This is a genomic window from Pseudoduganella sp. RAF53_2 (assembly GCF_052113985.1).
Classification (GTDB): Bacteria; Pseudomonadota; Gammaproteobacteria; order Burkholderiales; family Burkholderiaceae_D; genus Rugamonas.
On sequence record NZ_JBFRDW010000292.1, the window covers coordinates 1 to 13,124 of the forward strand.

General features: G+C 63.3%; 16 protein-coding genes. 10 read left to right on the top strand and 6 right to left on the bottom strand.

Going from position 1 to position 13,124, the window contains the following annotated elements; genetic code table 11:
• Both AB4Z11_RS17685 and AB4Z11_RS17690 read left to right on the top strand, forming a co-directional pair.
• The coding region (locus AB4Z11_RS17685) for an NRAMP family divalent metal transporter (protein WP_442026548.1) at positions 1-730 on the top strand (730 nt) is incomplete at its 5' end.
• 29 nt (positions 731-759) lie between these two features.
• On the top strand, positions 760-1,110 hold the full coding sequence (locus AB4Z11_RS17690; RefSeq protein WP_442026549.1) for a hypothetical protein: 351 nt from the start codon (positions 760-762) through the stop codon (positions 1,108-1,110).
• Here the strand turns inward: AB4Z11_RS17690 and AB4Z11_RS17695 are convergent.
• The 3 genes from AB4Z11_RS17695 to AB4Z11_RS17705 all read right to left on the bottom strand — a co-directional run bounded on the left by AB4Z11_RS17695 (position 1,067) and on the right by AB4Z11_RS17705 (position 3,828).
• Positions 1,067-1,891, bottom strand: coding sequence for an alpha/beta hydrolase (locus AB4Z11_RS17695; protein WP_442026550.1), 825 nt, complete (start codon positions 1,889-1,891; stop codon positions 1,067-1,069). The genes AB4Z11_RS17690 and AB4Z11_RS17695 overlap by 44 nt on opposite strands.
• Positions 1,891-2,790 (bottom strand): lipid A hydroxylase LpxO, encoded by a 900-nt coding sequence (lpxO, locus tag AB4Z11_RS17700; protein WP_442026551.1) that lies wholly within the window; start codon positions 2,788-2,790, stop codon positions 1,891-1,893. Before lpxO ends, AB4Z11_RS17695 begins: the two co-directional genes overlap by 1 nt.
• A gap of 81 nt (positions 2,791-2,871) precedes the next feature.
• Positions 2,872-3,828, bottom strand: a complete 957-nt coding sequence (locus tag AB4Z11_RS17705; RefSeq protein ID WP_442026552.1) for an alpha/beta fold hydrolase — start codon at positions 3,826-3,828, stop codon at positions 2,872-2,874.
• Between the two features lie 131 nt (positions 3,829-3,959).
• Here AB4Z11_RS17705 and AB4Z11_RS17710 point away from each other — a divergent pair, with 131 nt between their 5' ends.
• The 7 genes from AB4Z11_RS17710 to AB4Z11_RS17740 all read left to right on the top strand — a co-directional run bounded on the left by AB4Z11_RS17710 (position 3,960) and on the right by AB4Z11_RS17740 (position 10,271).
• The gene (locus tag AB4Z11_RS17710; protein ID WP_442026553.1) at positions 3,960-4,790 is read left to right on the top strand and encodes a helix-turn-helix domain-containing protein; all 831 of its coding nucleotides are present in this window, start codon (positions 3,960-3,962) and stop codon (positions 4,788-4,790) included.
• A 74-nt stretch (positions 4,791-4,864) separates the two neighbouring features.
• A complete protein-coding gene (locus tag AB4Z11_RS17715; RefSeq protein ID WP_442026554.1) occupies positions 4,865-6,130 on the top strand; it encodes an EAL and HDOD domain-containing protein in 1,266 nt (421 codons plus the stop codon).
• A gap of 69 nt (positions 6,131-6,199) precedes the next feature.
• Positions 6,200-7,069 (top strand): catalase, encoded by an 870-nt coding sequence (locus AB4Z11_RS17720; protein WP_442026555.1) that lies wholly within the window; start codon positions 6,200-6,202, stop codon positions 7,067-7,069.
• A 9-nt stretch (positions 7,070-7,078) separates the two neighbouring features.
• On the top strand, positions 7,079-7,651 hold the full coding sequence (locus tag AB4Z11_RS17725) for a sigma-70 family RNA polymerase sigma factor (RefSeq protein WP_442026556.1): 573 nt from the start codon (positions 7,079-7,081) through the stop codon (positions 7,649-7,651).
• Positions 7,652-7,656: 5 nt separating this feature from the next.
• Positions 7,657-7,863, top strand: coding sequence for a hypothetical protein (locus AB4Z11_RS17730; protein ID WP_442026557.1), 207 nt, complete (start codon positions 7,657-7,659; stop codon positions 7,861-7,863).
• Entirely contained in the window at positions 7,863-9,125 is a 1,263-nt protein-coding gene (locus AB4Z11_RS17735; RefSeq protein WP_442026558.1) for a GMC family oxidoreductase N-terminal domain-containing protein, read from the top strand. Before AB4Z11_RS17730 ends, AB4Z11_RS17735 begins: the two co-directional genes overlap by 1 nt.
• 39 nt (positions 9,126-9,164) lie before the next feature.
• Positions 9,165-10,271: an alpha/beta fold hydrolase gene (locus tag AB4Z11_RS17740; RefSeq protein ID WP_442026559.1), complete on the top strand. Its 1,107-nt coding sequence runs from the start codon at positions 9,165-9,167 to the stop codon at positions 10,269-10,271.
• On the opposite strand, the gene AB4Z11_RS17745 is transcribed toward AB4Z11_RS17740, so the two are convergent.
• Entirely contained in the window at positions 10,272-10,721 is a 450-nt protein-coding gene (locus tag AB4Z11_RS17745) for a winged helix-turn-helix transcriptional regulator (RefSeq protein WP_442026560.1), read from the bottom strand.
• Positions 10,722-10,796: 75 nt separating this feature from the next.
• Between AB4Z11_RS17745 and AB4Z11_RS17750 the strand changes: the two genes are divergently transcribed.
• A complete protein-coding gene (locus AB4Z11_RS17750) occupies positions 10,797-11,954 on the top strand; it encodes an MFS transporter (RefSeq protein ID WP_442026561.1) in 1,158 nt (385 codons plus the stop codon).
• On the opposite strand, the gene AB4Z11_RS17755 is transcribed toward AB4Z11_RS17750, so the two are convergent.
• Entirely contained in the window at positions 11,941-12,375 is a 435-nt protein-coding gene (locus AB4Z11_RS17755; RefSeq protein ID WP_442026562.1) for a DUF6196 family protein, read from the bottom strand. The genes AB4Z11_RS17750 and AB4Z11_RS17755 overlap by 14 nt on opposite strands.
• Positions 12,376-12,382: 7 nt before the next feature.
• Positions 12,383-13,124 (bottom strand): branched-chain amino acid aminotransferase (locus tag AB4Z11_RS17760; protein WP_442026563.1); only part of this gene is annotated, 742 nt, incomplete at its 5' end.

The window sequence follows — 13,124 nt, forward strand, 5'->3', positions numbered from 1 at the left end:
GGCCTACCTGACCACCATGGTGGCGCTGTTCGGCACCACCATCAGTCCCTATCTGTTCTTTTGGCAGGCCTCGCAGGAAGTCGAGGAAATCCGCGCCGACCCCGACGCCGAGCCTTTGCGCAAGGCGCCGGAACAGGTAGGCCGGGAGCTGCGGCGCATCCGCATGGATACCACCATCGGCATGGCGGTCTCCAACATCGTCGCCTGGTTCATCATGCTGACCACCGCGGTGACCCTGCACGCGCACGGACTGCTCGAGATCCAGTCGTCCGCGCAGGCGGCATCCGCGCTGAAGCCAATTGCCGGCAACCTGGCCTTTGCCCTGTTCAGCCTCGGCATCATCGGCACCGGACTGCTGGCCATTCCCGTGCTCGCCGGATCTGCCGCCTATGCGATGGCGGGTGCGTTCAACTGGCGCAACAGCCTGGAATTGCAGCCGTCCGCCGCGCGCAAGTTCTACGGTATCATCGCCGCCGCGACGATGGGCGGTGTGCTGATCGGATTCCTGCCGGTCGATCCGATGAAGGCGCTGTACTGGAGCGCTGTCATCAACGGCGTCATCGCCGTGCCGATCATGGTGGTGACGATGCTGCTGTCCACCCGCAAGGGTGTGATGGGTGATGTCGGCATCTCGCGCCCCATTCATGTGCTGGGCTGGGCCTGCACAGCGGTGATGGCGCTGGCGGTGGTCGCGATGTTCGCCACAATGGCACACGGTGGGGTAAGCTAGCGGTTCGTACAACACTGGCCGATTTCACCATGATCAAACGTCGTTCCCTGCTTGCCCTGGCCGGACTGACGGCCGCAGTCCTGTCCCTGCCCGCTTTCGCCGATGCGCCGCCCGATGTGCCGCCGCGCGAGTTCCCGCGCCACACCAAACGCGGGAAGATAACGCCCGGTTATCACCCGGAGATTTATATCGACGGCAAGCTACGCCGCCTGTCGCCTTCCAGCCGCATCTTCAATGAGGAAAACCTGATCCAGATGCTCGGCACCATCCGCGGCGAAGATATCGTCGTCAATTACACGGAAGACCGCGACGGCGATATCGACCGCGTCTGGATTCTCACTCGCGAGGAGGCGAGCCAGCAGTTACCGTCAATGCGTTGAGGAAGTCTTGCACCTGCTGGGTGTAGGTGGCATCCGCACCCAGTTCCAGATTGATTTCGCGATGGCTCATGTCCTTGCGCAGCACGCTGGCATGCACGCCATTGCTGGACAGTTTGTGCAGATAGGCGTCGGCCTGGCTGCACGAATCATCGCGGCGCGTGGAGCACACCAGCAGGATCGGCTTGGCGCCCGGCTGCAGATTCCAATACGGCGACACGGTTCGCCAGAACACGGCATCGCGCCCGAAGGCTTCGTCATACAGGCGCAGGTGGCGATGACCCATGATGTCCACCACATCAAGCGCGCCGCTATCGAGCGATACCGTACCCAGCCAGGGCGTGGCGTTCGGCGCGAGCAACGGATTCGCATTCAGCAGCGCCACCAGATGCGCACCGGCCGAATGTCCCATCAATATAAAACGCTTGCGGTCGGCGCCCCATGACGCGGCCTTGTCCTGCGCGGCCGCCAGCGCCTGCGCCACATCGCGTGCCTGCTGCAGCGGATCGGCATCCGGCAGCATGCGGTAGTCCACCGACACGAACACATAACCGCGTCCCGTGAAATATGGCGCCTTGTTCGACACCACGGCCGATTCGCTCTTGCTGCCGATGCGCCAGCCGCCGCCGTGAACCATGAAGATCACGGGCGCGTGTTCGGGATGTGCGGGGAGATAAACGTCGAAACGCTGGCGCCGGTCGGCGCCGTAGGGAAGGTCGTGCAGCACTTCCGCATTGGCTTGCGCTGCGAGCGTCAAAACCAGTGCGGAAGCGAGATACTTCATCAGATGTAGTAGATCAGCGCAGCCACGCCGATGATCAGGCCAAACTTGGTGGCTTTGTACACGTTCTTGTTCCAGGCCTTGAAGGCGCGGCGGTATTTGCCGGCATAGAAGGACACGCGGAACAGCTTGGACACCATGCCCACCTGGTCGCCGGTTTCGTTCGGCGAAGCAGCGGCAGTCATCATGGTCTTGCCGAGGAAGCGGTTGATCGCCTGCGCCCAGCGGAAGCGCATCGGACGCTCCACGTCGCAGAACAGGATGATGCGGTCGCTCTCGCTGCCGTTGATCGCCCAGTGGATATAGGTTTCGTCGAACATGACGCCTTCGCCGTCACGCCAGCTGTGGCGGATGCCGTCCACGTCGATGAAGCAGCGGTCATCGTTCGGCGTGGCCAGGCCCAGGTGATAGCGCAGCGAACCGGCGAAAGGATCGCGGTGCGGATTCAGTTTGCCGCCCGGCGGCAGTTCGGCGAACATGGCAGCCTTCACGGACGGAATGGACTGCAGCAGCGCATAGGTTTGCGGGCACAGTTCCGCCGCGGACGGGTGGCTGGCGTTGTACCACTTCAGGTAGAAGCGCTTCCAGCCAGCCTTGAAGAAGGAGTTGAAGCCGGCGTCGTCATTCTTTTCGGATGCCTTGATCTTCTGCAGGCGAATCAAGTTCTCCGCTTCGGTGCGGATGACTTGCCAGTTCTGCTGCAGCGGTTCCAGTTCCTTGAAGTCCTTCACCTCCAGATACGGCGTGGACGGCACACGGGAGAACCAGTGCATGAAGATATTGATCGGCGCCATGAACGACGAGTGGTCGAACAACTGGCGTCCGATCGGCAGGCGCACCTTACCGCGGAAGTGGATGTGCAAAACGGACAAGATATAAAAACCGATAACAGCCCATTTCATTGCGCTACACCTATCAGAGATCCAAACCGGACATTTTAACCCAGTCCGAACCGCTGAGCTGTTACCGGGCAATTTTGACCGTCAGACGCCCCACAGGCCGCGCGCTTCCTCTGCAATGACGTCCGGACGCTCTTCGGGCCAGAACAATTTGCTGCCTTCCAGCCGGCGCACGCCGCGCGAGTTGCCGAAGGCGTGTTCCAGGTAGTCGGCGCCTTGCGGTAGGAAAATGCGGTCGGCCATGCCCCACACCACGCGCACCGGCACGCGGCTGGCTTTCAGTTTCGGGCTGATGCCGGCCAGGGCATTCTGTTCCAGCGCGATGGCGTAGCCGTTGGTCAGGACTTTGCGCTGCGGGCCGACCAGGGGCCGCAGATAGGCTTCCAGCGTGTCGTCGGTGGGATTGGTCGGATCGGCGTAGCACATGCCGCCGAAGCCATCCGGCGTGCGGGCCGAGTTTTTGTCGGCCAGCCAGGGCAGGAACCACTCGTCGGTGAACTTGCCGGCCTTGGCCAGCGAGATTACAGGCGCCATGGCCGGCGGCGGGCAGTCGATTTCGGTGTCGCAGTTGGTCAGCAGCAGGCTGCGCACGCGCTGCGGATAGGTCACCAGGAATAGCTGGGCGATGGCGCCGCCGCTGTCGTTGGCAATCAGGTCCACTTTGTCCACGCCCAGTTTGTCCAGCAGCTCCGCCAGCATCGCAGCTTGGGCGGCGGGGGCCAGGCTCTGGCCCGGCGCGACTTCGGTGTGGCCCAGACCGAGGAAATCGGGCGCCACGCAGCGGCGATATGCGGCCAGGCGTTCAACCGCGCCGCGCCACTGGTAGCTGTTCAGCGGGAAGCCATGCAGGAACAGGGCCACGGGTCCGCTGCCCTTTTCCACCACGGCGATATTGCCGGCGCTGGTGCGCACGAAGCGCTGCGATGCGCGCCAGGCGGCCGAAGTAGTGGCGTCCGCTGCGCCGGCTGCTGCGACTGAGGTGGCGCCTGCGGTAGCGCACAGGGTGATGGCGGCGTACTTCAGAAAGTCTCGGCGTTGCATGGCATTCTCCTTGGTTGAAAGTGCTGCCATCTTCGTGCGCCGCGCGTCCAGCCGCAATGACGCGGCAGGTCATGCTTTGATAACCTCCGAGGTCATGGCCGCGCCGCGCGAAAGCAGGCTAATATCGCTGCATGAACGCTAACCTCCGCCCCCAGCCTTCCACTCCCGTCGCCCACGTCGGCGTGCTGCTGCGCGAATGGCGCGCGGCGCGCCGTCTCAGCCAGCTCGATCTGGCGCTGGACGCCGGCGTCTCCGCCCGCCATCTGAGCTACATCGAAACGGGTAAATCCCAACCCAGCCGCGAGATGCTGGCCCGCCTGGCCGATACGCTGGATATGTCCCTGCGCGAACGCAATGCGCTGCTGGTGGCGGCGGGCTATGCGCCGCGCTACACGGAATCCTCCCTGGCCACGCCGGAAATGGCGCAGGTGCGGCGCGCGATCGAGCTGCTGTTGAAGCAGCAGGAGCCGTACCCCGCCTTCCTGATCAATCGCCACTGGGATGTGCTGGCGGTGAACGAGGGCGCCATCCGCATGAACCGCTACATCCTGGATGGCCGCGAGAGTCCGCACACCAATATGCTGCACAATATCTTCGACCCCAGCGATCTGCGCGCCCACCTGGCGAACTGGGAGGAGATTGCGGGCGACCTGCTGGGGCATTTGCACAATCTGGTGGCCTCGTCCCCCGGCGACGAGAAAGCGCGCAAGCTGCTGGATGACGTGCTGTCCTATCCCGGCGTGCCGGCCCGCTGGCGCCAGCGCGACCTGGCCAGCGCGCCCACGCCCCTGCTGACCACCGTGTTCCGCAAAGATGGTCGTGAACTGAGCTTTTTCTCCACCATCACTACCTTCGGCACCCCCCGCGATGTGACGCTGGATGAGCTCCATATTGAGTCATGTTTTCCAGTAGATGAAGAAACGATGAGTTTTTGCCATCAGTTACGCGAAAAAGGCGGTTGATTGTTACAATTTGTGAATGTTTTAATTAAGAAATAAATATATATTCACGGAAATAAGTCGCCTAAGGAAGGCTCATGTCCGTCGAATTGCAGTGCGAAGCCGAGGCCACGCAGGCCCTCAGCAAGGATTTTTATCTCGCTCGCCAACCTATCCTGGATCGCCAGCAGCAGCTGGTGGCCTATGAATTGCTGTTCCGCCGGGGCGACGTCAAGGCGGCCGATGTGAGCGAAGACCTGCATGCGACAGCGTCCGTGATTGCCCATCTGGCGGAGCTAGGCCTGGAACAGGTGGTCGGCACGTCGCGCGCCTTCATCAATATCGATGCGGCCGCGCTGGAAAGCGGCATCCTGCAATTCCTCCCGCAAGACAAAGTGATGTTCGAGCTGCTGGAATCGGTGCAAGCCACGCCGCAGCTGCTCGCAAGCGTACGCGCAATGCGCGCGCAAGGCTTTTCGTTTGCGCTGGACGATGTGGTGTCTGCCGATGACACGGTGGCGGCCCTGCTGCCGCTGGCCAGCCTGATCAAGATCGATATCCTCGGCATGCCTGAAGCTACGCTGCGCGCGCTTACGCAGCAACTGCGCAAGCCGGGCATGCAGCTGCTGGCGGAGAAGGTTGAGACGAAAGCCGAGTTCGAGCTATGCAAGGAGCTGGGCTTCGATTACTTCCAGGGCTATTACTTCGCCAAGCCTTCCATCATGAGCGGCAAAAAGCTGATGCCCTCCGAGCTGGGGCTGATCGAAATCCTGGGTCTGATCGAACAGGATGAAGAGAACAGCCGCATCGAAGGCGCCATCAAGCGCGACGCGGCCCTCAGCATCAATCTGCTGCGGCTGGTGAACACGCCCGCGTCGGGCAGCACGCGCCGCATCGATACGCTCAGCCAGGCTTTGCTCCTGCTGGGACAGAAGCAGCTGCGGCGCTGGCTACAGATCCTGCTCTACACGCGCGGCGAGGATACCGCTTTCGGTTCGCCGCTGCTGCAACTGGCGACGACCCGTGCGCGCCTGCTGGAGCTGATGGYGGAGYGCCGCCATGCGGGCCAGCGCGGTGCGGCGCAATCGGCTTTCACGGTCGGTATCCTGTCGCTGATGGACACGCTGTTCCGCGTGCCGATGCCGGAACTGCTGGAGCAATTCCATCTGGCCGACGACGTGCGCGCCGCCCTGCTRCATCGCCAGGGGCCATACGGCGACATGCTGGCCATGGCGGAAGCCATCGAGCACGCGAAGCCGCTGCCGGACGAATCGCAGGCCCGCCTGGGCCTGGATGCGGACGATCTGTACGAGCTTCTGCCCATGGCTTTCGAGTGGTCCAACCAGATCGCGCAGTCGGCATAAGAAATAGCTGTAACAACGCGCCGCCTGCGGCGACTTAATGGCAGATCCCAACCTTTTCAGGAGACTGCCATGTTGAACCAGCTTGCCATTTCTGCCACGCTCGCCCTGTCGGCCGCCACCACAGCGCAAGCCGCCCAGCCTTCGCCATCCGACCTGGTTGACGCCTTGAACAACACCTTCGGCAAGCACGCGCACAAGCGCGCTTCGCATGCCAAAGGATTCTGCGCCGTGGGCGAATTTACGCCGGACGCCAAAGCCGCTTCGTTCGCCGACAGCCCGCTGTTCCGCCAGAAGAACGCCAACGTGCAGCTGCGCTTTTCCATCGGCGGCGGCAATCCCGGCGTGTCGGACAAAAGCCGCAGCGTGCGCGGCATCGCGATGCGTATCAGCGGTGGCGGCGAAACCTATGATCTGCTGCTGATTTCCGAACCGGCCTTCTTTGCCGCCACACCGGAATCGTTTGTGAGCTTCCTGCAGGCGCGCGTTCCCGATCCTGCCACCAAAAAACCTGATCCAGCGAAGGTCGCCGCACATAACGAGGCTCACCCGGACGGCAAGATCCAGCCCGCCCTGCTGGCGGCGCATGCCGCGCCGCAGTCGTATGCCACCACGCCCTACTTCTCCAATAATGCCTTCGTCTTTACCGGCAGCGACAGAAAGCAGCAGCATGCGCGCATCGTGGTACAGCCGGAAGCCGGCACGCATTACCTGAGCGAGGAGCAGGAGAAATCCTTGCCCGACCAGTTCCTGCACGACGAGCTGGCGCAGCGCCTGGGCAGCGGCAAGCTGCGCTTCGCCATTGAGGCCCAGTTGCCTGCTGCAGGCGACTCCCTGGTCGATCCCAGCCAGGTATGGCAAGGTGCCAGCCGTGTTACGCTTGGCACGCTGACCGTCCGCGCCGCGGCCTATGCCGTATCGCTGGCGCGCCGCAGCCAATAAGGAGAACCGATGAACAGTGAGCAGATCGCGGCATGGGATGAACTAGCCCGCGAGCGGGCCTTCCTCTTGCGGCTGGCGCGCCTGCAGCTGGGCGGCTCCAGCGAGGCGGAAGACGCCGTGCAGGAAACCCTGCTCGGCGCGCTCAAAGGCTGGGATGGCTTCGCGCGCCGTTCCAGCGTGCGCAGTTGGCTCACCGGCATCCTGCGCTTCAAGATCATCGACGTGATCAGGCAGCGCCGTATGGAGCCGCTGGAACATGCTGTGGCAGTGGACGAAGCAGACTTCAGCATCGATGCGCTATTCGATGCGCAGGACGCCTGGCATCCGGACGTATTCGTGGACGCGCAATGCCCCGCCACCCAGCTCGCCCAGCAGCAGTTGCTGGACATCGTGGAGCTGTGCATGCGCCGCCTGCCCGAATCCACTTCGCGCGTGTTCCTGATGCGAGAATATCTGGGCCTGGACCTGGCGGAGATTGAAGCGCAGTGCTCGCTCAGTAGCGGCAATCTGCGCGTTTTGCTGTACCGTGCCAGAATGCGCCTGCGCGAATGCACCGTGCGCGCCTGGGGCGAACCGGAGTGACCGATATGGAAAAGGGTGACGATGATCTGACTTGCCGCGAGACGACCGTGCTCGTTTGCGGYGCGCGCGATGAAGCGCTGACGGCGGAGCAGACGGCCAGCCTGCAGAAGCATCTGCAAGGCTGCGACTACTGCCGCGTAGCCTCGCGCCAGTTCGCAGACCTGTTCGCGCAGATGGACCAACTGTTCGCGCACGACGCGCCCACTCCCTGATGCGCTACGACGCCATCATCGTTGGCAGCGGGCCTGGCGGGGCCAGCGTGGCGCGCGAAGCGTCGCGCCGCGGCTTGCGGGTGCTGGTGCTGGAACGAGGCAGTTCCGCGCCGATCACCGGCACGCTGACGCAGATGGCGTCCATGGCAGCGGTTCCCGGCAAGGGCGCCTTCCTCCACCGCGATGCATCGCTGCTGGTGCGCGGGCTTACCGCCGGAGGCAGATCCACGCTGAACTTCGCCACGGCGTCCACGCCACCGCTGGCGCGCTTTGCAGTGCTGGGCATCGATCTTGGTCCTGCTCTGGCCGAATGGCGCGCCGAGCTGCCGATGTCGCCGCTGCCGGATGAACTTATCGGCCCGCTGGCGTCRCGCATCATGCAGGGCGCCCGCACCGCAGGTCTGCCCTGGCAAAAGCTGGACAAGATGATTCGTCCGCAGATCTGCCGCACCGGTTGCTGGCGTTGCGTCTACGGTTGTCCCTTCGGCGCCAAGTGGACTGCACGTGATCTGCTGGACGAAGCGCTGCGCCACGGCGCCCAGTTGCGCGATGAAGCGCGCGCCACGCGCGTGCTGGTTGAGAATGGCCGTACGGTTGGGGTCGAATTCGTCCGCGGCGGTACGCTGCATGAAGCCCATGCGGACGTTGTCGTGCTGGCAGGCGGCGGCATCGGCAGTCCGCGCCTGCTGCACGACTCCGGACTCGGTCCGCGCAGCATGCCCTTCTTCAGCGATCCCGTGGTCGCAGTGATGGGCAGCGTTGACGATATCGATGGCGGTGCTGAAGTGCCGATGGCCGCAGGCATGGCCATGCCGGAGCAAGGGCTGTCCTTCTCCGACCTTACCCTGCCCAAGCCGATGTACCAGGCCTTTGCCATACAGGTGGGGCGCCTCGACCGGCTGCTTGCACATGGCCGCACGCTGAGCATCATGGTCAAGATCCGCGATGAAACCAGCGGCCGTACCGGCCCACGCTGGGCCGATAAGACTTTGCAGCCATCCGACAAACGCAAATTCACCGAGGGCATCGTCATCGCCCGCCGCGTGCTTGATGCCGCCGGCGCGCGGCACGTATTCAAAAGCTGGCATTTCGCCGCCCATCCCGGCGGCACGATTCCCATCGGCGCCGGCGTTGATGCCAATTTGCAGACACCCACGCCCGGACTGTATGTCTGCGATGCTTCCGTTCTTCCTGCTCCATGGGGGCTGCCGCCGACGCTGACATTGCTCTGCCTCGGCAAGCGCCTCGGTCAAATGCTCTGATACACTTTGGCGCTTTGACGGACCACTAGGAAGGAACACATGAAGAAAGCATGGCTTTACGTGCTCGCCCTATCCCTGGCGAGTGTTGGCGCGCAGGCAGCCGAAAAGTGCAGCGAGTCACCCTCCTGCAAAGCGGCGCGCGCAGTGGTGCAGGACCTGGACAAGATCGTTACCCCGAACGGCGTGCAGGAAACCTACAAGACCCCGATCGGCGGCATTGACCAATGGATGAATGTGCGCGGCCAGGACCGTTCCAACCCGCTGATCCTGTTCGTGCACGGCGGCCCTGCATCGCCTGCGATGGCGACCATGTGGCAGTTCCAGCGCCCGATCGAGGAATACTTTACCGTCGCGCAGTGGGACCAGCGCGGCGCAGGCAAGACCTTCCGCGAAGTGAATCCCGATTCGATCAGCGACACCATCCACATCCCGCGTTACGTCGATGACGCCATCGAAGTTGCCGAGCATCTGCGCAAGAAGTACAAGAAGGATAAGGTGATCTTGCTGGGCCATAGCTGGGGCACCATCGTCGCCATGCAGGCCGCGCTGAAGCGTCCAGATTTGTTTTACGCCTACGTCGGCATTGGCCAGGTGATCAGCCCCCCCGAAAATGAGCGCATCAGCTTCGACTATGCGCTGAAGCAGGCCAAGGCCAATAACAACGAAGAAGCGCTGAAGGATCTGGAATCCATCGCGCCCTACCCTGGCGATCAGCCGATCACGCGCGAGCGCATCGTGAAAGCGCGCAAGTGGCCACAGTATTACGGCGGCATGACTGCCTATCGCAACTCGTCGCCCTATTTTTTCGATGGCCCGATGCTGTCGCCGGAATACAGCGAGGAAGATGCAGATGCCATCGACCAGGGCAGCCTGTTCACGCTGGGCCGCGTGCTGCCGGAGTTCGTGACCGTGGATATGAGCAAGGTCCGCAAATTCCCGATCCCGGTGGTGATGTTCCTTGGCCGCCACGACTACACCACGCCGGCGCAGCCCACCGCGGACTGGATGAAACAGGTGAAGGCGCCTTACAAGCAGGTGGTGTGGTTCGAGAATTCGGCCCACATGATGCCGTGGGAAGAGCCGGGCAAAACGCTGGTCAGCCTGCTGACTTACGTTCGTCCGCTGGCGCAAGCCCGCCGCAAATAATCAGGCCTCGACTTTCTTGACCCAGGTTTCGCCGGGACGGACCACATGGCCGTCCCGCGCCAGCGGCAGCATGCGCTGCAAAGGCTTGCCGCTGGCGTGTTCGATCAGCATGGAGTGCCGCTCGCCGCGCGCGAACAGATGCTCTTCTCCCCACTGCCGCAAGCTCACCAGCACCGGAAATAGCGACACCCCCCGCGCCGTCAGCCGGTACTCTTCGTAAGCACTTCCGTCCGACGCAGGAACCAGCTCCAGGATTTCCTGCTCCACCAGCCCGTGCAGGCGGTCCGCCAGGATATTTCTCGCAATGCCGAGATTGCGCTGGAATTCGCCGAAGCGGCTGCTGCCGTCGAAGGCGTCCCGCAAAATCATCAAGGTCCAGGCATCACCCAGCACGCTCAGCGCACGCGCTACTGGACAGGTGCTGTCCATCAGTTCTTCCCGCTTGCCCATGCATCCTCCGTAAACAAGTTGCATTTTAAAACTACATGACCTATGCTTCAACTGGTTTTTATTTGAAACCAGATTATGAACCCTACTCTCACCTTCATTTTTGCGGCGGTGGCTGGCGTGTGCGTGGCGAATGTCTATTACGCCCAGCCCCTGCTGGATATTCTGGCCAGCGAATTTCGGCTTCCTACCGCAGCGGCGGGCGGCGTTGTGACGGCAACGCAGCTGGGCAGTGTCCTGGCGCTGGTGTTTCTGCTCCCGCTGGGCGATATCTGGGACAAGCGCCGCCTGCTGCTGGTGCAACTGGGCGCGTTGGCTGTCGCGTGCGTCGCCATGGCCTCAGCGCAGGCGCTGGGCTGGCTGCTGTTCGCCGCTGCGCTGGTTGGTATGCTGGGCACCGCGATGACGCAAGGCCTGATCGCCTGCGCGGCCTCGCTGGCTAACGACACAAATCGCGGCAGCATAGTCGGCACCGTGCAGGGCGGCGTACTGCTTGGCTTGCTGCTGTCGCGCACTGTGTCCGGCCTGCTCGGAGAGTATTGGGGATGGCGCTCGGTGTATGCGACATCCGCTGTGCTGGCATTGGGGCTTCTGGCGCTGATGCGGCGGTGGCTGCCCACGCAGGCGCTGCCGCCTGGCAGGCCATCCTACCCGGCGCTGCTGGCCTCCCTGCCGCGCCTGATCCTGCGCGACCGCGTGCTGCAGCAGCGTGGTCTGCTCGCCATGCTGCTGTTTGCCGTGCTGAATGTGCTGTGGAGTGCACTGGCTCTGGCGCTAAGCGCGCCACCGTATGACCTGTCGCGCAGTGCGATCGGCATGTTCGGGCTGGCGGGTGCTGCCGGCGCATTGGGAGCGGTGAATGCCGGCCGTCTGGCCGATCGTGGCTATGCGCAGGCAGTGAGCGGTGGCGCCCTGTTGCTGCTGATCGCAAGCTGGGCGCCGCTTAACCAGGCCGATGGACGGCTGTGGCCAATTTTGCTGGGAATTGTGGTGCTCGATCTGGGTGCGCAGGCGCTGCACGTCAGTAATCAGAGCCTGATCTTCCGCCGGGGCAGCGAGGCGCATGCGCGGCTGGTCGCCTGCTACATGCTGTTTTACGCGACAGGCAGCGGACTGGGAGCGATCTCCGCCACCGCCGCATTTGCAGCGGGCGGCTGGACTGCGGTGTGTGCTCTGGGCGCAGCGCTCAGCATCGGTGCGCTGCTGTTCTGGATCGCCACCATCAAACGGCGCTAGAACGCAGCAGCTCCAGTTCCGCCAGGACTTGTTTGGCGACGCCGATCGGCGCACCCCAGTAATCGAAAATTCCGCCGCGCAGCGAGTTCTGGCCGCACACGACCATGACACCGCTGCCGGTTTTCGCCTTCAGATGCGAGGCCAGCCAGCCGACGAAGCCGGAGTTGTCCATCCCATGCGGGAAGTGGAAGCTGAACAGGACGAACTGCTCCTGTTCCGGCGCCCATGCGGGCACCAGAGCGCTCCACACATCCTCATCCCGCACAAAGGCTAGCGCGTCCGGAATCAGCTCCGCCGGAAAATGCGCTGCCGACGCTTCGACAAATGCATGCGGCTTATCATAGACCACCAACTGCGCCTCACGCATCACGCGCAGAAGACGCTCCTGCGTTTGCTGTGGCGTCTCCTGGCTGACGTACATGACGTACTTAGAACAGGCGATCCAGCCACTTGTGCTGGTCAGGGGCGCGGCCTTGCTGGATGTCGACCAGGGCAGCGCGCAGGCGCTGCGTGGTCGCGCCCGCGCCACCGTCGCCGATGGTGAAATCGCGGTCGCGGCCACGTACGCGGCCGATTGGTGCAACGACTGCAGCGGTGCCGCAGGCGAAGGACTCCACCAGATTGCCGCTCTTGGCATCCGCTTCCCACTGATCGATCGAATACGGCTCTTCGCGCACGGTCATGCCCAAATCGCGCGCCAATGTGATCAGGGAATCGCGGGTGATGCCCGGCAGGATGGTGCCGGTCAGCGGCGGCGTTTGCAGCGAACCGTCCTTGAACACGAAGAAGATGTTCATGCCGCCCAATTCTTCGATCCACTTGCGCTCCACCGCGTCCAGGAACACGGCCTGGTCGCAGCCATGCTGCTGCGCTTCGGCCAGCGCCGGCAGGCTGGCAGCATAGTTGCCGCCGCATTTCGCGTCGCCGGTGCCGCCTGGCGCTGCGCGGGTGTACATATCGGACACCCACAGGCTCACGCTCGCCGCGCCGGCCTTGAAGTAGCCGCCCACTGGCGAAGCCACCACGCAGTACAGGTATTCCGCCGACGGCTTCACGCCCAGCACCGCTTCGCTGGCGATCATGAAAGGACGCAGGTACAGCGAGCCTTTATCCGCAGCGGGAATCCAGTCACGGTCGATCTTCACCAGCTCGCGCACGGAATCAATGAAC